A 16,843-nucleotide genomic window follows, 5' to 3' on the forward strand; every position below is an offset into this window, starting at 1 on the left:
CTAATTAACTCGGCGGATTCCGTTTCTGCATCAAGAGACTGGCGGATGGCGCATGATCCGAAAAAGTCCGAAGAAATGCCACTAAGGCCCATCTTTCTTCCTGAGAAAGAAATGGTTCAAACGCGGGCATCACATGTTCTCCATGAGTGACAATGGTATACAGCCCCTCATCCGGTTTCTGTTGTACCGCCGAAGCGTGAAGATTGGGCGGCAGGTCCGGCAGATACCCGGCAACCGGTCCGTCACCCATTCCCTGTTGTCCATGACAATGGGCGCAATTGATTGCAAAGAGCCGTGCGCCATCGAGCGGATTGTTTGTCTGTTCCAGCGGAGATGTCGCAAGGGAAAATGGCGTCTTATTCGGAGAGCTTTCCGGCGGTGAATGTACCCGTGGAGCTTCTTGATGAGAAAACGACGGTTGTTCTTCCATATCTTCCGAGCATCCCCATAGAAATAGTCCAGCCAACAGAATCCAACTCAGGAAACGGTACGAGCGGTTCCAATCAACATGGTTCAGCATCTTTCCTCGGTCCTTCAGTTACCCGCTATGGTCAGGATTTCCACTTCAGAAGCCCCGGCTTTTTGAAGCAGGCGGAAAATAGAGTGAGCCTTGGTTGTGTCGTTCCCAACCTGTATTGATAGACCTACCGACCCCTCATCAATGCGCGGATCATTTCGAAGGCCCGACTGTTGCACGAAGGCAATTTTGATCGCCGCCGCAAAAAAGGTCACGACAATTGCCATCAGCATCATAGTTTCATAAGAGATAATTCCTACTATCGGAATACTCACAATGGGTTTTCCGCCCGTCATTAAGGGATACAACAGCGCGGTTCCTGCGGCGAAAAAAAGGCCGATTCCAATTCCCACAATCCCTCCGATAATGGTCAGGCGATGGAGCGGAATGCGAACCGGTTTATTGAGCAGCGAGGATTCCAGCGGAAGAGGGGAGAGAATTTCCATAAGGATATCGGGAATGCCCTGGCGTCGTAATTGATCAAGCACAGGAGGGAGAGAAATCGCCGGATCGAATAATCCCAGCACCACCTGTCTGTCTGCCGTCTCAGTGTTCTTGGGCATGTTTTTTTCCCAGTTTTTCTTCCCAGATTGAAATCACCGGAACGAATTTCACCGCAAGGGAATACAACAAGAGAGCCAGGGCCAACGTTCCAACCAGAATGGCGAGTTCGATCAGCGAAGGGAAATACTCATCCCACTGAAATGACAGTCTCGGATGGGCGAGGGGAGGGACAATGATCAGCATGCGCTCTATATACATACCGAGATTGATGATCAACCCCACCATCATGAGTCCTACCGGCCATTGTCGAAAACGAGGCCATACCAGCGTTAGCAGAGGAACGACATAAATACAACTCACCATGAACCAGAACGGGACGGCATAGGCTCCGTAGAGGAGAGAATTCTGCACGGCAATATGATCCGGCACCTTGCCATACCAGATCGTTAACTGCTCAGCAAAATACATATAGGCCAGGACCAGGGTCGTGACGAGCAACAATTTCCCGAGTTTCTCAAAATGTTCGGTTCGAACATAATTTTGCAAATGATACACTTTCCGCAGAACGTAGAGACCAATCAACACCATCGCGAGGCCTGAATGCACCGCGCCGACCACAAAATAGGGAGCGAAAATAGTCGAATGCCATGCCGGCACGAGAGCCATGCTGAAATCAAAACCAACAATGGAATGCACCGAAATCATGACCATCACGATCAGGGGCGTGATAATGCGTATGGCCATTTCCAATGTGCGCCACTGCGCTTGAGATCCATGCCATCCGATCGCCAACCAGCGATACACCGTTTTTCTCCAACCGTGAATTCGATCCCGGGCCAGCGCAAAGTCGGGAATTAAGGGCAGATAAATATAGATGGTGCTTGCCGTCGCATACGTAAAAATGGCTGTCGCATCCCACATCAGCGGAGATCGAAAGTTCGGCCAGAGTTCCCGTTGATTGGGGTATGGAATCAGGTAATAAAACCGCCAGACCCGACCCAGGTGATAGAACACGAATAACGCGGTGACGAGAAGGGCCACAACGGTCATGAGCTCAGCTATGCGCGTGATAGGGCGACGCCATTCCGCATTGGTTAACCGCAAGACACCGGAAATAAACGTTCCGGAATGGCTGACGCCGATCCAGAAAACGAACGAGGCAATATAGGAACCCCAGAAAATGGGATGATGCAAATCGGTTTGTCCGATTCCGGTTTGAATTTGGTAGGTCCAGGCTCCTGCGCCCGCTGCGACAAAGCAGGACAGCACGCCTACCCAGAGATAATAGGTCCAGGTCGTGGTCTGAAGCGGCGAGAGAAGGTCCCGGTTGATCTTGGGCATTTCCTCCCACACCGTTGGTCGGTCGGTCATTCCGACAGCCTCCGCAAATACGTCACGGCCGGATGCGTACCCAGAGATTCCATCAGATGAAATCCCCTCCGGCTCTTCTTCAAGTGAGACACCCGGCTGTCGGGATCATTCTGATCACCAAATATCAGGGCGGATGTGGGGCAGGATTGCACACAGGCGGGTGTGATTTCTCCATCCCTGACCCGGCGGCCTTCTTTATGAGCCGCTTCCTTTCCACTTCGAATTCGTTGCACGCAAAACGTGCATTTTTCCATCACACCACCGGATCGAACGGACACATCCGGATTCAACTGCTCCGCCAACGGCTCGTCCCAACTGGGGTCGAACCAATTGAATTGACGGGCGACATAGGGACAGTTATTCCCGCAGTATCGAACACCGATACAACGATTATAGACCTGAGCATTTAAACCCTCAGGGGTGTGATACGAAGCATAGACGGGACAGACGGGTTCGCATGGAGCATCGTCACAATGCTGGCACATGACCGGAAGGAATTTGGCTTTGACGTTGGGATAGTCTCCTTCCCAATATCGCTCAATGCGAATCCAATTGATCGCTCGCCCTTCGGCCGCTTCCTCCTCCCCGGAAATGCGGATATTGTTTTCGGCATGACACGCCACCACACAGGCTTCACATCCGGAGCACCGGTCCAGATCGACGACCATTTCCCACTTATAGGGGGATGCCGCCTGTTTTGAGTATTCATTTGTTGCTTGAGGATCTTGACTCATTACAAACCTCCCGTTTCCTGTATACGCCCGAAGACAGGGTTCTTTCCGGACTGCTCCAACATCGGCAACCGCGATCCGCCTTTGATACGCTCAACACGCACGCGCGTCCCCCCTGTGGCCAGAGATCCTGATTGCTGATCAAAACTTGGACCAAGCAAGACCATGGGATTCATTCCGCGCCCCTGGGCATATCGTCCGTACGCACGGTGCCCCTGGCCCATGGGAACGGCAATCATGTCGGGATGCAGACCTGGAAACACCATGACGGACGCTTCGATCGATCCATAATCCGATGTGACTCGAACCCGGTCGCCAGGATGTATTCCTAACGCCTGGGCCGTGGTTGGATTGAGTTCAATCCAACTTCCCCACATGCCGGTGGTCAAAGGATCCGGCAATTCTTGAAGCCAGGGACGATTGGCCCCACGCCCGTCATGCAATCCCAGGGACGGATAGGGATAACAATACAGAGGGTAGTCGGAGGAGTTCCCCAGGAATTGCGGCGGTTCATAGGTGACGGAGGGTAGGACCGGGTTCATCTGACGCATGGGGATGTTGGAAGGCCACAACCCGCCTTTCTGCAAAGTCTCTCTCCATCGGGTATCAACTGACTGTGGCGAATCATGCTTCGTAAGGACAGTCTGCCACCGGCTCTTCAGCATATCGTGATGGGTATTCCAGGGGACCCGTTCACGGAGAGATCCGCCCAATCGATGAGCGGCCTCCAACCACACATCACCGATGGGCCTTGTGTCATAGAGAGCACGCACCACAGGCTGCGAGGCACTCCAGATCGGCACGGGGGTCGTATCCTGTTGAACAACATCACCCCACGATTCCAGCGGGTCATGATCCGGCAGAATCAGATCAGCCATCAGCGTCGAGTCATCCAGGAAGGAACTGAAGCTCACGATGAACTGCGCATGGTCAAACACCCGCTCAAACTTCAGTGACGGTGGAAGGGTGAACAGAGGATCCGCGCGATACAGATGAAGCAGCGTGCGGGAACCTTGCTCAAATTCCCGGGCCAAATCCAGGAGCGTGCGCTCACTGGCCAATCCGGGTCGGGCGAGGTCCACCGGCGAGTCAGGAGGTTCCATCCATTGGAGTCCGCCGCGTCGCCCAATAGCGCCGATCATCACGTTGAGTGCATTAATGAGGATAAGCGTTGATGTGCCGTTGGTCTGGGCCGCAGCCGGACCTCCACCCAGAACAAGCGGAGCATTCGCTGATGCCAGTTCATGGGCCACTTGAGTCATGACCTCTTGCGAGACTTCTGTGTTGGCCGAAATATCTTCCAATGAGAAAGCAGAAAAGGTGTGGTGAAAAGATGGCCGGTGAAAAGAAGAAAGTCCTGTCAGGCCATCCCGTAATAAAACCTGTCCAATGCCCATCGCCAATAACCCTTCGGTTCCCGGCCTAAGAGGAATCCATTGATCCGCATTCGACGCGGTGAGCGATAGACGTGGCTCCACCTGAATGAAACGACCTCGAACCAACGGACGACCCTGCCGGAATTTTCCATAGGCCACACCAAAGGATACTGGTGAGAGCCAGTGTTCTAGGAATGGGGCACCGAATGACAAGAGGTAATCCGCATTTGCCAGGTCATAATATGGAAGGGCATGGGTTCCAAAGCTGAGATGGTTGGCTGTTCTGAGAGTCTGTTCCCCCGTGGATTCATACATCACGAGACGACCGGATAGGGAATCCATCATCGTGGTCAACAGGCTGGCTAATGTGCCTGACATCGGACGGGCAACCATGGCGGACTTTCCGGCATGGGTTCCGAGTTGCTCCACCCATTCTGCTAGGCCTTCTTCCCAGGTGATCGGACGGAATTGGCCTTGACCTCTTTTGCCTTCACGTCTGAGAGGCCCTTGAAGGCGGTCGGGATTGTACAGACCCTGAAGAGCGGCTTGTCCTCGGGCACAGAGTTTTCCCTCATTGACCGGATGTTTGGGATTGCCTTCAATTTTTTTTGCGCGCCCTTCCATGACGCGAACCATGGTCCCGCAACCGGCTTCGCATTCCTGACATGTGGAGGCATACCAATTCGCCACTCCGGGAACAATATCCTCGTCCGGCAACAGATAGGGCACCAGGTTATGCACCTCTCGCTCACATCCCGGCAGAGATGACCCGGCTGCTGTCAGTCCAAGAATCTTAAATAAAGTCCGGCGGTATAGGTCCATGGCCGTGTCCTTTTACTTGTGACAGGTCCAACAATCGTGAGAGGCTCCTCGTTGTTCATGGCAGGTCAAACACCAGCCCATTTCATAGGTGGGAGCTCTCGGGGTGCTCGACATGCGGGCAACATTTCCATGGCATGAGGTGCAGGACAGGCCCGCGAACAGATGCATTTCATGCGTGAAGTAGACATGATCCGGAAGGCGCTGCAGTCTGACCCAAGGGATCGGCCGTTTTACTTTCCAATAAATCTGCAGCATTTTCATATCCGGTGTCGTTTCAGAAAGGGACTCATGACATGTCTGGCACAAAGCCATGGAAGGGACACCGGCCACTGGAGATTGTGTGGCATACCGGTGACAAAATTGACAATGGATATTCAACGTTCCCGCATGTTGTCGATGACTGAAACGTACAGGTTGCTGATCTTGAACAGGCAGGTCGGCACTTCCGATGGAATAGAGTGCACCGATCCCCATGGCAAAACCTCCGGCTAATAACGCCAAGATGACTCCTTTTATTCTTCCAGACTTCATTCTTGTACAGATGTGAGGATGATAAGTGACCTATGGCTGATGTCCCTTCATTCTTGTCCGCTTCGGCCCATGGCCCCCCACAGGCTTACCGGGCCTTGAAATTCTGAGGGATTTGATCCGTCGTTGAGTAGAATTCCCATATGAGGAATTTCCACTTTTCATCCTTCATGTCCGGCCAATCATTTTTATTAAAGCCTGGGGCCTTTTCTAATTTTTTCGGCTGAATATCCAGAGTCAAATACTCGCGATCCGGTTGGTGGGCAAGCGAGGCCCAGGGGACAGCAAAGAGCTTATCTCCCATACCTAAAAACCCTCCAAAGGATAAAACTGCATACCCGACTTCTCCATTGCTTCCAATGACCAGTTCCTCAATCTGCCCAATATCCTCACCTTGCAAATTCTTGACTGATTTTCCAACCAGCTCACTCGCTTTGTAGGAGCCCTGGTTAGGGGAAAAAGCCATAGCTTGGGAACAGGGCTCAGGGATGAAGATGAAAGCGAAAAAAGTCATTAAAAAGGATACCGGCATAGAGACCTCCATCGTGCGGCGGATTCATAGGTCCTTTTTACTAACATTCACTTAAGAAGCAGGGTACTCTGTTCAATGTAGATTCCTATTCCACTCACTAAAATAGATAAAATGTGTTGGTCCATCAGCACTTTGTCTAGCATCCTCTAAAGACCCCTCTGTAAACGTAGGTTAACTATGAAGGAATCACGAAATTGGCACAGTCAAGGGTTTTTGATAGTGGCGGATCCCATCGAAATCCACTAAAAGGCAGCAGGCTGATTTTGTCATACATGGATGAAGGAGGCGCAGATGATTTTCCTTGTGACAGAGGACCAAAAATTTGTAGAGATGATGACAGGCCGGTTGCGAAAAATGGGAAAAGGTGCGATGGGAATTTCCCCGACTCAAAATTTGCGGATGCACCTTCGACAAACCCCTCCAGATATCATCATCCTGGATGGTAATTGCCCGTATATTGATACGATAGAAATTTTACGGGATCTGAAATCTGCCGGGTTTAAAGGCCAAACGATTGTGTTGGGAGGCGGAACTTCTGAACCATTCGTTCCTGAGGTGTCCCGTTTTGGTGCTATTCAAACGGCTGGTCGTCCTCTGGCCGTCAATCGGGTCATGGGTGCTATCCGAATTGCCCAAGAGCATTTGAATTTGGATTTATGTTATTCCTCGGCAAACAGGCAGGCAGAGTCCTGGGCATGAGGCCGGAATTGTTAAAGGCGGACTTGAATTCAAAAATTTATTCAATGTAAAAAATCCGACCTAATCGAAGGGAGTATGTTGTTATGCCAAACACCAATGCATCATTTTCTGCCTTTTCCCGGGTAGATCAATTGAAACAGCAATTGAAAAAGTTGGAGAACCTGAGTGAATCCCCGGTCGATACCAAAGTGTTGGACCAGTTTGATCGTGAGACTGAGGAGATATTGAAACGGGTAGACGGAAGAGAAGGCAAAATGGCTGCCTATAATTTTGCTACCATGGCAGAAGCCGAAGCCTTGGTCAATCTTCCTGAGTCTGCTCAAGAACCCACCTCCCGTGACCTTTTACAAAAGTCCCTGCAGCAAAGACGACAGGTGTTATTGGGATTGGTCAGTGAAATGGAAAGCCTGGAAGAAACAGAAGCCGAAGTTCTTACCGGAGAAGATCGAGAAGATCCTCCGCTCATGGGATAATCCAGAAAACCAGGTGACAAAATGGGTCTGAGGGAATATCGTCTGAATGATCCCTGCCTGTTTTACCGCGGGCTTATCCCTTCAATCATTTGGCCAGTTAAGAGAATCCCATTGCCCGTGCCAATAGAGGGCAAATCTGCCTGGTCATCATGAGTGGCAGAGCCATATCTGCTGCAGCCAACCAATAATATAGTCTAATATAGCCTGCTCAAGTCGCCATCAAGCGGCGCGAGTACAGAGGGCTAACAAGCATCAGAGATGCTCGTGCGTCGGTTTTGTTTTGAGTGGTCTATCAATCTCCTCTTCTCTCAAGAAATTCTGTAAATGTCATGTTCGATCAACCTGACGCGACTTAGGTAAGCGATTGTGTTGAACTCTCACTTCGAGGGCAAGGGTCGGCCCTGGCCTGTTTGAGGGCATACGCATACCATTCCAGTTCTTCAAAAAACTCTCGGGCCTTTTGATAAAAACGTTGATCAACAGGCGTGCCATCTTCCTGAAAGGCGTCTTGAACATGGGAGATGGGGAACAAAGATGGAATACTGGACATTCCCAATTCAGCCAACATGGCCCTGAGGGTCATGGCGGCACGGACTCCGCCGAACGCACCTGCTGAATAACAGACGATGGCGGAAGGTTTCCGAAAGTATTCCTCAAGAAAATGGTCTAATATGTTCGAGAGGGCAGGAGGAATGGTATGATTGTACTCGCCCGACACAACAATATACCCGTCAGCCGGAATAATCAGGTCAGCCACCTGTTGGAGAGATTGAGGAGCCTGACCAGGCTTGAATTCCTTATACATTTTATCCAACAGCGGGAGGGAGTAGAGAAGGGGATCAATGAGTGTTGCGACATGGCCGCGGGTATGGCAGGTGTTCAGCATAAAACGAGCGGCCTTGATACCCTGCCGGTCGGTTCTGACCGATCCATAAATTATAGCCAAATTTAGTGGCATGGAAATCATCCTCCTAATCGAACGAATTTCACCGCAGCATCACTCGTTGATAAGGGATAAACCGCGCAATATTTTCCCCAACTAAAACCTTCATCTCGGCAGTATAAAACGTGTGTTCAGCCGCAGAGTGTGGACAAATCTTATATGAGCCTTTAAAAAAGATCTATTGAGCGCCACCATAATTAACCATAATCTGCTCTATACAATCCATCCAGTGTATGGTTCCGGAAAAAGGTGTAGTAGTAAGAATTGGCCTGGCCTACCTCTCGGTGTGAAAAGAGAAGCCCTTGAGAAGTCGGAATGTGGAAAGGTCATGATACCTAATTGGATTGATATCTCAATGCCTCTGTATCCGGGAATGGTTCAAAGACCCGAAGACCCACCTTTTCAGATGGAACGGGTGAGGGACAGGAAAAATGGGGAAAAATTTCATATCTCCAAAATCTCAATGAGTTCTCATGCCGGAACGCACATTGGTGCTCCGGTGACATGTGGAAATTCTTTTCACGATAATGAACAAACAGAGTTCTCAGCAACAATCGGTCTGGCCAAAGTGATTGAGATTCAAGATAAGAATTCTATAAAAGCGGAAGAACTCAAAAAACACCGGATCTATTCGCATGATCGGATTCTCCTGAAAATACGAAATTCGGCATCTGACTGGGACTCTGGACATCCCCATGAAAATACGATTTTTCTTGACCGAACTGCCGCGGCATGGCTTGCCGAACGGCGGGTGAGCACCGTCGGAATTGATGCGCTGTTCATTGGAGGGAAACACGAAAGTGAGATTGCACGCCTGCTTATTCAAGCCGGGATTGTCATCATTGAGGGACTCGAATTTTCCCGAGTGAAACCGGGCGAGTATATGCTCATCTGTTTACCCTTAAAAATTCCAAAGGGAGATGGTGCTCCAGCCAGGGCCATTCTCCAACCGGTTCGGTGAGGGTGAGGAAGGTTTTTGAGTAAGTGGCTCATGCCGATGAAGGGTTATCCATTCCTGAAGAACGGAAGGATCAGGATGTTTATGAATGGCTTCTGTGACACATATGTAAGTTCGGTGCCTCCACCCCTTTTGCCGAACTTGGCTCCCTCCGATGCCTGACATCCAACAGAAGGTACCCTCGGAATCCGAACATGAGGGTTCCTCTCCACCTCTTTCATCCACATTCGAAGCTGGCCATCTATCCCAATTATTTCAGGGACCGATCAATATCCGGTCCATTGCCCTCACCGGATTGTTTCTGTATGCCTCACTCATGGTGATGTATGTGGCCAAAGCCATTATGCTCCCTGTGTTCGTGGCTTTATTTCTGAATCTCTTGTTAGCTCCTCTTGTGCGGGGAGTTGAAAAAATTTATATTCCCGCGCCCCTGGCGGCTGGGGGGATCCTTCTCGTATTAATCAGTACTCTGACGTTTGGAATTATCCAGTTGTCGACTCCTGCTTCTCTCTGGCTGGACCGTGCCCCGGAAGCCTTAGAACAGGTAGAGCGTAAAATTCGGACCATCAAAAGCTCGGTCCTGGAAATGGGGAAGGCGACCCAAGCGCTGGAGCATATGGCGAGTCTTTCGGAATCCCGGAAAGCGCAAAGAATTGAGGTGAAAACCGACAGTTTGGGAGGACTCTTGATTGATTGGACCACGGAATTTATTCTGGGGCTGGTCTCAACCATGATTTTACTGTATTTTTTCCTTGCCTCCGGCGATTTATTTCTGGAAAAACTCGTAAAAGTTCTTCCACGATTTTCAGATAAACGACGAGCGGTGGAAATTGTCCGTGGAATAGAAGGAAATATCTCCAGTTACCTTGTCACGGTGACGAGTGTGAATGTCGGTCTTGCGCTGGTGACCAGTTTTGCCATGTATCTGCTCGGCATGCCTAATCCGTATTTATGGGGAGCGATGGCGGGTATTCTGAATTTCATCCCTTATGTGGGTAGTATTATTGGTTTAGGCGCGGTGACATTGGCAGCGACCATCACCTTTGATCATATGAACATTGTGGCTATGGTGTCCGGGACCTATCTATTGCTGACGGCTATTGAAGGAAATTTTATCACACCCCATTTATTGGGACGAAAATTGACATTAAACCCTGTGATAATTTTGGTGAGTGTCTTGTTCTGGGGCTGGTTGTGGGGAGCCGTCGGGGCGCTACTCGCTGTCCCCTTTGTCGCATCCCTTAAAATTATTTGCGATCAAATCGAGCCGCTCAATCCCATTGGAGAATTTTTAAGTCGTTAAGTTTACAATAGTTAGGGCCAAATTTCTGTCTGGCTACGCGGATTAAGGCGGGATGATGAATTCCAATGATCTCGCGACAAGGTAAGTGACTCATGCCGGCTTGGGTATCAAATTGGTTGAATAAACTCCGTGCGAGTCTCTGGCTCATACCCACTTGCATGGCCATTGCCGCGATTTTCCTCTCATTGGCCGTTCCGTATCTCGACGTGTTCTTTTCTCCCAAGAAAATTGACTCTCTTCAATGGCTGAGCAATATGGGACCGGAAGGGGCGATGACTCTGCTTTCGACCATTGCCGGTTCCATGATTACCATTGCCGGTGTCGTGTTTTCCATCACAATTGTGGCCCTGACCCTGGCTTCGGGACAATTCGGTCCACGTCTGTTAGGGAATTTTTTGCGAGATCGGGGTAATCAAGTAGTGCTGGGAACGTTTGTGGCGACATTCCTGTATTGTCTGCTCGTTTTGCGAACCATCCATATGGATCCCAATGGCTATACCCCCTATTGGGGAACGTTGGTGGGCCTTATTTTGGCCGTGTGCAGCCTAGGGGTATTGATTTATTTCATGCATCATATTGCCGTTTCCATTCAGGCCCCGAATTTGATCGCTGCGGTTTATGGGGAATTGGAAGAAGACCTGACCAGACTTTTTCCAGAACGTTTAGGAATGGAGGAGGAGAATGAAGCGAACAAAACCCGTATTCCCTCTATCATGTCAAGGATAGAAAAAGAGGGAATGGAAATTCAGGCCGAAATTGGGGGGTATCTTCAGGCAATTGAAAATGATGCACTGATGCAAATTGCTCGTGAACAGAATTTAGTGATATTTCTTCATTATCGGCCAGGGCACTTTATCACCAAGGGAGCATCATTAGCCAAGGTGCTGGCCCTCGGGCCGATGGCAGATGTCGTAACACAACATATTAACAAGCAAATGATTTGTGGATCCAACCGAACCCAGGAACAAGATATTGAGTTTTCCGTGCTTCAACTTGTCGAAGTGGCGGTGAGGGCACTTTCTCCTGGAATTAATGATCCGTTCACTTGCATTCAATGTATTGATCACCTCAGCGCGATTTTATGCCAGCTTGGGCAAAGAAAGTTTCCTTCTCCTTTCCGGTACGATCCTGAGGGAGTTCTTCGTGTGATTGCTCCGTCTGTCACGTTTGAAGGCGTCATGAATGCGGCTTTTAATCAAATCCGACAACACGGAAAAGGCAATGTGGCGGTGATCATCTGTCTGTTGGAAGGTTTGGGGCGAATAGGTGAAACCCTGGAACGAAATGAGGATCGTGTGGCAATCCTTTGTCATGTCGAAATGGTCCAAAGAGGGAGCCGGGAATCCATCCAGGAAAAAAATGATTTAGAGGCCGTGGAGGATCGGTGCCGCCAGGTCATGGCCTCGTTAAGTATGGGAGAAAGCCGGAGTTCCCTTTTGATGGATAAAATATTGCATATCCTTCCCTAACTGTGTCTTTCACTCCTGCTCCTGGGACCATTGAGATGGCCCATTTTAGCCCTCCGGTTCATAATTCGTCGATTAAGACTTTCGGATTTCCCAGCATGGTTTTTCTGTAACGTTTGGAAAGCTGCCAGGAAACTTCCTCTCCTTTGACACCCAAACCTTAAATGACTGGAAACGCTCTGAGGCAGATGTTTGACTTTTCAAGGAGGCTGATGAAAATTTTGTACATTGTCTTAGAAACCCCAGAAAGTGGTTAATGAATTCATAGGAGAATTTCTACTTATGGTTATTCGAAATCAGGTGCCTGGCCCATTCCTCAATAAACATTAAGGTAAAAGGAAAAGTATGTTGAAACCGTTATTAGAAATGCGAGGCTATGGATTGCGAGCCATCGATAAAGACCTGGGAAGCGTCGATGATTTTTATTTTGACGACCGCTTGTGGGAAATACGGTATCTCGTGGCGGATACAGGAAATTGGCTTCCCGGAAGAAATGTGCTCATCAGCCCTGAGGCTCTTGAACCGTCTAATTGGGAGGATAAGGTCTTTCCCCTGACGCTGACTTCAACGGAAATTGAAGATAGTCCGGGTATAGAAACCGACCTGCCATTTTCCCTTCAAAAAGAAAAGGAATTACGCCTGTTTTTTAAATGGAGAGAATATTGGGACGATGATATTTTCATCCAACCTTCCGGTTTCACACCGATGAGTGTTCCCGGCGGGGAAGCCATCGAACCTGTGCTCAAAGATGGAAGGAACTTATCCGGCAAATTGAATGGAAACCCCCATTTGCGATCTGCGAATGAGGTTCAGGGGTATTACATCGGGGCCATGGACGGAGAGATCGGCCATGTGGACGATTTCATCGTGGACGATACCTCATGGCAAATCCGATATTTAATTGTGGATACCCATAACTGGCTGCCGGGGAAAAAGGTTCTCATGGCACACGAATGGGTCAGTTCTATCGATTGGAATAAACAAACTGTTGCGGTAGATATGACTCGAGACACCATTGAAAAAAGCCCTGAGTATGACCCCAACCAGCCCATCAATAGAGAATATGAAGTTAGAATGTATGAATTTTATGGTAAACCCCACGACTGGGAATGAATGAAATGCAGGACACCTTCAAGGCCTTTAACAAATGGAGCCGTCAATGCGAAATACCATTATGACCATTCCGTTGCCCACCGCTCTCGTTGGATTGGGTTTGTACTGGTTATGTAAAAGTTCCTCGGAAAGTTCTGTCGGGACCCTGAGATCCGATGGAACTCAATCTTTTCCTTGGCGTAAGCAGGGAGATGACCATCTGCCTATGGAAGAACAAGTCAAAGAGAGATTACACGATGCGAAGGATACCGTTGAGGGCCATATGACGGAGTGGAAGGATCAGGCGAGGCAACAGGCTTACGAATGGAAAAAAGAGACCGAACAAAAAATGGAAAATGTAAAGGGATACTTAACAGAGAAAGGGACGGTTGCCCGAGGAGAATTGACTCAGCTTTTGGATAATTATCCCCTCGCTGTCGGTGCAGGTATGGTCGCGCTCGGCGTAGCCGTCGCAGCGGCGATACCCGTGAGTCGAAAAGAAAACCAATGGATGGGACCTTCCCGAGAAAAAATGGTGGAATCTGTAAAGACGGCAGTTCGGTCGACGGCCGAAGATGTGACACAGAAAGCTGGAACCATCGCGGAGAAGGTATTGCAGAATACAGAACACTCAGCTTCATAAAACTCAAATACTCAATATTTTCATGGCATCATGAAGAAAGGAAATGCATGAATGTTTATGTCAAAAGAATTTTGATGCTTGCATGTTTTGCCGGATCTCTATTTTTTGTCGTGGGTTGTGAACAAGAAGGTCCTGCGGAACGAGCAGGCGAAAGCGTAGATGAATCAATGGAGAAAGCGGGAGAAAAGATGGAACAGGCCGGAGAAAATATTCAGGATTCGGCCAATTAGAAAACTCTTACTAAGGACGAGGGAATCATTGTCTCCATTTTTCCTCATTTGGAAGAAATTTTGTCCATTGTATAACACGTCTTGTAATGGCGACACTGACTCATGAAATCGGTAAGGTGCGGGAGAGAGGCATATGTGATGGAAATTCAAAATTTTTCTATACCCTGACGGAAAGGAGAAATGATGACCACTGCCAATGCTAAAAAATGTGCTCACCCTGCCTGTACTTGTGAAGCCCCTCCAGGAAAAGAGTTTTGTTCCGAAAATTGCTCATCTTCTCAACCTTCTAAAGGCGGAAAATGTCAGTGCGGACATTCCGGATGTGGGCACGAAGGTTAACGGCACGCATGCTCAAAGGACGAACATCAGTCGTGTTCTCTGGGATATAGCGGAAATTTTAAAAATATGATGGAGGCGAACATGAATACCCCCAGGCAATATATGAAATGGTTGCTGAATATAAAACTTATGATGACATTGTCTGTCCTGATGGGGGTTCCGGGATTCGCTTTTGGTAGTGATCTCACAGGACACATCCCTGAACACGACCGTTCGGGGACGACTCCATTACAGGGAGACCGTCAACTAGATGAAGGTCATCGAATTATTCAAGGGGTAGTAGAGGAAGTGAACGAAAATACGTTACGGGTGGATGCGGGTGAGGCTGGAGAGTTAGCCCCCCGATACCTGAATTTGAGTAATTCCGAGAAGAATGATGATTTCAAAGTAGGTGACACGGTTCAGATCGAAGTTAACGCCCAAAATAAGGTCGTAGGTTATCAACCGGTTCACAAAAATGGAGCGAAGCCTTAATTCGCCGTGACCTGAGCTCGAAACGGGGAATGCACACACCCTCAATAGTGGGCATACAAGTCATTCCCGATTGAACAAAACATTCCGCCCTTTTTGGAAGGGAACAAAGGAGAATTCCATATGTTAAGTTGGGCCATTACATTTCTAGTCATTGCTCTGATTGCAGGAGTGGTCGGCTTAACCGGCGTAGCCGGTACAGCGACCAACATTGCCTGGGTGTTATTTGTCGTATTTTTGATAATTTTTGCCTTGAGTTTTATTACGGGAAAAAGACCTCCGGCCTAGCAGGAGAATTGATGGGGATGAATCCCGTCATTGATCAGAAGCGGGATGTTTTGCGGTTGCGACACGATTGAATCTGACTGCAGAAAGTTTTCTACAAAAGAACCATCGAAACGTAAGCCAGGGAATAGGTGGTTGGAATCATGATCATTACCCCTGACGATGTCTTTCGAACTGCAATGATTTTCCACTTTCAGGAAAAAGGACTGTGCCTTTTCTAGACCGGAACATAGACAGGATGTGAATTCACTGGTGGAAAAACATGCCCCGGACGTCATTAGCCTGGACATGTCCATTGCCGATCCCAATGGGGCAACCTCCTGAAAGATCTGCGTGCCACAGGTTTCGGCGGAAAAATAATCGTGATCAGTGGACCCTCCAATCGCCCATTAATAGTCAACATGCATCATCAGAAGGTCGATCAAGCCATGCGGAGAACTCCAACTGATCCTATTGGCCCTTTTATCGATCAACTGAAAAGCATAATCCAAGTGATGTTCCGTGAGGAAGTAACCAGAAAACCCTATGAGAATTAGGGTGAACGGTTTTTTTATATTTTTATAATTTTTATAATTGATAACGGGAATAGAAAAGGATTCAGTGATATGGCAAGGCCAATTTGGAAAGGGCACATTACCTTTGGCCTTGTCACCATTCCTGTTGTCGTTCATTCAGCGGAAAAACAATTTGACTTGCATTTCCGATTGTTGGATAGCCGGAATCATGCCAGGGTCCGGTATGAACGCGTGAACGAGGAGACGGGTGAAGAGGTTCCATGGCAGGACATTGTGAAAGGGTTTGAATATGAAGAGGGTCGGTATGTTCTTTTAAATGATGCCGATTTCGAAAAAGTTGCCATTGAAGTGAATAAATCAGTTGAAATCGAAAATTTTGTTAACGGAAAGGATATCGGTTACGAATATTTTGATAAGCCCTATTATCTTGTTCCCGATAAAAAGGGTGAAAAAGTCTATGTGCTGTTACGGGAAGTGCTTCGGCGGAGTGGCAAAGTCGGGATTGCCAAAGTCGTTATCCGAACACGCCAGTATTTAGCCGCCCTTATTCCTCAAGGACATGTTCTGGTGCTGGAGCTTCTGCGATTTCATCAGGAAATCCGTAATGTGAAAGAATTGGATGTGCCTGAAGCGGGCGTGAAATCCTACAAAATTTCGGAAAAGGAATTGACGTTGGCCCAACAGTTGGTGGAATCCATGAGCACTAAGTGGGAACCCCAGCGCTACCAGGATGATTACCGTGATGCCTTGTTGAAATGGATCGAAAAGAAATCGAAAAGTGCCCAGTCACGAACATCCATACCCCCTGTCGCAAAAGAAGAGAAAACAGGTTCAGGAAAAGTCGTTGATATCATGTCCTTATTAAAGAAAAGCGTTCAGAAGGCCCAACCCTCCGGTCGAGCCAAAAAACGCAAATCCTCCTCCCCTCGAAAATCCCGTAAGGCCAGTTAAAGTTCCATTCACCGTGAATTGCCGGCCTGACTGAGCAGAAAGGTCTTTGTTTCAGTTTTTTCAGGACTCAGACCCTCAAAGCTGCTCGCAGGGT

19 protein-coding genes are annotated in these 16,843 nt (G+C 48.7%); 11 read left to right on the top strand and 8 right to left on the bottom strand.

The window, feature by feature from the left end:
- Positions 1 to 4: 4 nt before the first annotated feature.
- The 7 genes from PQG83_RS02140 to PQG83_RS02170 all read right to left on the bottom strand — a co-directional run bounded on the left by PQG83_RS02140 (position 5) and on the right by PQG83_RS02170 (position 6,381).
- Positions 5 to 520, bottom strand: coding sequence for a c-type cytochrome (locus tag PQG83_RS02140; protein ID WP_312746253.1), 516 nt, complete (start codon positions 518 to 520; stop codon positions 5 to 7).
- A 14-nt stretch (positions 521 to 534) separates the two neighbouring features.
- Entirely contained in the window at positions 535 to 1,080 is a 546-nt protein-coding gene (locus PQG83_RS02145; RefSeq protein WP_312746256.1) for a quinol:electron acceptor oxidoreductase subunit ActD, read from the bottom strand.
- On the bottom strand, positions 1,064 to 2,392 hold the full coding sequence (nrfD, locus tag PQG83_RS02150; protein WP_312746259.1) for an NrfD/PsrC family molybdoenzyme membrane anchor subunit: 1,329 nt from the start codon (positions 2,390 to 2,392) through the stop codon (positions 1,064 to 1,066). Before nrfD ends, PQG83_RS02145 begins: the two co-directional genes overlap by 17 nt.
- The gene (locus tag PQG83_RS02155) at positions 2,389 to 3,126 is read right to left on the bottom strand and encodes a 4Fe-4S dicluster domain-containing protein (RefSeq protein WP_312746262.1); all 738 of its coding nucleotides are present in this window, start codon (positions 3,124 to 3,126) and stop codon (positions 2,389 to 2,391) included. The genes nrfD and PQG83_RS02155 overlap by 4 nt, the downstream gene beginning before the upstream one ends.
- Positions 3,126 to 5,321, bottom strand: coding sequence for a molybdopterin-containing oxidoreductase family protein (locus PQG83_RS02160; protein ID WP_312746265.1), 2,196 nt, complete (start codon positions 5,319 to 5,321; stop codon positions 3,126 to 3,128). The genes PQG83_RS02155 and PQG83_RS02160 overlap by 1 nt, the downstream gene beginning before the upstream one ends.
- Before the next feature lie 12 nt (positions 5,322 to 5,333).
- Positions 5,334 to 5,822: a cytochrome c3 family protein gene (locus PQG83_RS02165; RefSeq protein ID WP_312746267.1), complete on the bottom strand. Its 489-nt coding sequence runs from the start codon at positions 5,820 to 5,822 to the stop codon at positions 5,334 to 5,336.
- Positions 5,823 to 5,937: 115 nt separating this feature from the next.
- A complete protein-coding gene (locus tag PQG83_RS02170) occupies positions 5,938 to 6,381 on the bottom strand; it encodes a PRC-barrel domain-containing protein (protein WP_312746269.1) in 444 nt (147 codons plus the stop codon).
- 291 nt (positions 6,382 to 6,672) lie between these two features.
- Here PQG83_RS02170 and PQG83_RS02175 point away from each other — a divergent pair, with 291 nt between their 5' ends.
- Positions 6,673 to 7,080 (top strand): ANTAR domain-containing protein, encoded by a 408-nt coding sequence (locus PQG83_RS02175; RefSeq protein ID WP_312746271.1) that lies wholly within the window; start codon positions 6,673 to 6,675, stop codon positions 7,078 to 7,080.
- Positions 7,081 to 7,163: 83 nt separating this feature from the next.
- Positions 7,164 to 7,553: a hypothetical protein gene (locus tag PQG83_RS02180; RefSeq protein WP_312746274.1), complete on the top strand. Its 390-nt coding sequence runs from the start codon at positions 7,164 to 7,166 to the stop codon at positions 7,551 to 7,553.
- 352 nt (positions 7,554 to 7,905) lie between these two features.
- Here the strand turns inward: PQG83_RS02180 and PQG83_RS02185 are convergent, their stop codons facing one another.
- On the bottom strand, positions 7,906 to 8,511 hold the full coding sequence (locus PQG83_RS02185; RefSeq protein WP_312746277.1) for an NADPH-dependent FMN reductase: 606 nt from the start codon (positions 8,509 to 8,511) through the stop codon (positions 7,906 to 7,908).
- A gap of 340 nt (positions 8,512 to 8,851) precedes the next feature.
- Between PQG83_RS02185 and PQG83_RS02190 the strand changes: the two genes are divergently transcribed.
- The 9 genes from PQG83_RS02190 (at position 8,852) to ku (ending at position 16,749) form a co-directional block, all read left to right on the top strand.
- On the top strand, positions 8,852 to 9,457 hold the full coding sequence (locus tag PQG83_RS02190) for a cyclase family protein (RefSeq protein ID WP_312749161.1): 606 nt from the start codon (positions 8,852 to 8,854) through the stop codon (positions 9,455 to 9,457).
- 151 nt (positions 9,458 to 9,608) lie between these two features.
- Complete coding sequence (locus tag PQG83_RS02195; protein WP_312746279.1) at positions 9,609 to 10,757, top strand: AI-2E family transporter; 1,149 nt, start codon at positions 9,609 to 9,611, stop codon at positions 10,755 to 10,757.
- A gap of 92 nt (positions 10,758 to 10,849) precedes the next feature.
- Positions 10,850 to 12,226 (top strand): DUF2254 domain-containing protein, encoded by a 1,377-nt coding sequence (locus tag PQG83_RS02200; protein ID WP_312746282.1) that lies wholly within the window; start codon positions 10,850 to 10,852, stop codon positions 12,224 to 12,226.
- 342 nt (positions 12,227 to 12,568) lie between these two features.
- Positions 12,569 to 13,336 carry a PRC-barrel domain-containing protein gene (locus PQG83_RS02205; protein WP_312746284.1) on the top strand — a complete coding sequence of 256 codons (768 nt, stop codon included), beginning with the start codon at positions 12,569 to 12,571 and terminating at the stop codon, positions 13,334 to 13,336.
- 46 nt (positions 13,337 to 13,382) lie between these two features.
- Positions 13,383 to 13,958, top strand: a complete 576-nt coding sequence (locus PQG83_RS02210; protein ID WP_312746286.1) for a hypothetical protein — start codon at positions 13,383 to 13,385, stop codon at positions 13,956 to 13,958.
- Between the two features lie 47 nt (positions 13,959 to 14,005).
- The gene (locus PQG83_RS02215; protein ID WP_312746289.1) at positions 14,006 to 14,188 is read left to right on the top strand and encodes a hypothetical protein; all 183 of its coding nucleotides are present in this window, start codon (positions 14,006 to 14,008) and stop codon (positions 14,186 to 14,188) included.
- Between the two features lie 420 nt (positions 14,189 to 14,608).
- Positions 14,609 to 15,001, top strand: coding sequence for a hypothetical protein (locus tag PQG83_RS02220; RefSeq protein ID WP_312746291.1), 393 nt, complete (start codon positions 14,609 to 14,611; stop codon positions 14,999 to 15,001).
- Positions 15,002 to 15,121: 120 nt separating this feature from the next.
- Entirely contained in the window at positions 15,122 to 15,286 is a 165-nt protein-coding gene (locus PQG83_RS02225) for a DUF1328 domain-containing protein (RefSeq protein ID WP_312640197.1), read from the top strand.
- A 602-nt stretch (positions 15,287 to 15,888) separates the two neighbouring features.
- Positions 15,889 to 16,749: a non-homologous end joining protein Ku gene (gene ku, locus PQG83_RS02230; RefSeq protein ID WP_312746292.1), complete on the top strand. Its 861-nt coding sequence runs from the start codon at positions 15,889 to 15,891 to the stop codon at positions 16,747 to 16,749.
- Positions 16,750 to 16,843: the final 94 nt, after the last annotated feature.

Source organism: Candidatus Nitrospira neomarina (assembly GCF_032051675.1).
Taxonomy (GTDB): Bacteria; Nitrospirota; Nitrospiria; order Nitrospirales; family UBA8639; genus Nitrospira_E; species Nitrospira_E neomarina.

What these genes read in the sequence shown, in the direction of transcription:
- PQG83_RS02200 (WP_312746282.1), top strand. Translation starts at nt 10,850, where the DNA reads ATGCCGGCTTGGGTATCAAATTGGTTGAATAAACTCCGTGCGAGTCTC.
- PQG83_RS02180 (WP_312746274.1), top strand. Translation starts at nt 7,164, where the DNA reads ATGCCAAACACCAATGCATCATTTTCTGCCTTTTCCCGGGTAGATCAA.
- PQG83_RS02195 (WP_312746279.1), top strand. Translation starts at nt 9,609, where the DNA reads ATGCCTGACATCCAACAGAAGGTACCCTCGGAATCCGAACATGAGGGT.
- PQG83_RS02215 (WP_312746289.1), top strand. Translation starts at nt 14,006, where the DNA reads ATGAATGTTTATGTCAAAAGAATTTTGATGCTTGCATGTTTTGCCGGA.
- nrfD (WP_312746259.1), bottom strand. Translation starts at nt 2,392, where the DNA reads ATGACCGACCGACCAACGGTGTGGGAGGAAATGCCCAAGATCAACCGG.
- PQG83_RS02190 (WP_312749161.1), top strand. Translation starts at nt 8,852, where the DNA reads ATGCCTCTGTATCCGGGAATGGTTCAAAGACCCGAAGACCCACCTTTT.
- PQG83_RS02225 (WP_312640197.1), top strand. Translation starts at nt 15,122, where the DNA reads ATGTTAAGTTGGGCCATTACATTTCTAGTCATTGCTCTGATTGCAGGA.
- PQG83_RS02145 (WP_312746256.1), bottom strand. Translation starts at nt 1,080, where the DNA reads ATGCCCAAGAACACTGAGACGGCAGACAGACAGGTGGTGCTGGGATTA.
- PQG83_RS02210 (WP_312746286.1), top strand. Translation starts at nt 13,383, where the DNA reads ATGCGAAATACCATTATGACCATTCCGTTGCCCACCGCTCTCGTTGGA.
- PQG83_RS02175 (WP_312746271.1), top strand. Translation starts at nt 6,673, where the DNA reads ATGATTTTCCTTGTGACAGAGGACCAAAAATTTGTAGAGATGATGACA.
- PQG83_RS02140 (WP_312746253.1), bottom strand. Translation starts at nt 520, where the DNA reads ATGCTGAACCATGTTGATTGGAACCGCTCGTACCGTTTCCTGAGTTGG.
- PQG83_RS02160 (WP_312746265.1), bottom strand. Translation starts at nt 5,321, where the DNA reads ATGGACCTATACCGCCGGACTTTATTTAAGATTCTTGGACTGACAGCA.
- PQG83_RS02185 (WP_312746277.1), bottom strand. Translation starts at nt 8,511, where the DNA reads ATGCCACTAAATTTGGCTATAATTTATGGATCGGTCAGAACCGACCGG.
- PQG83_RS02155 (WP_312746262.1), bottom strand. Translation starts at nt 3,126, where the DNA reads ATGAGTCAAGATCCTCAAGCAACAAATGAATACTCAAAACAGGCGGCA.
- ku (WP_312746292.1), top strand. Translation starts at nt 15,889, where the DNA reads ATGGCAAGGCCAATTTGGAAAGGGCACATTACCTTTGGCCTTGTCACC.
- PQG83_RS02205 (WP_312746284.1), top strand. Translation starts at nt 12,569, where the DNA reads ATGTTGAAACCGTTATTAGAAATGCGAGGCTATGGATTGCGAGCCATC.
- PQG83_RS02220 (WP_312746291.1), top strand. Translation starts at nt 14,609, where the DNA reads ATGAATACCCCCAGGCAATATATGAAATGGTTGCTGAATATAAAACTT.
- PQG83_RS02170 (WP_312746269.1), bottom strand. Translation starts at nt 6,381, where the DNA reads ATGCCGGTATCCTTTTTAATGACTTTTTTCGCTTTCATCTTCATCCCT.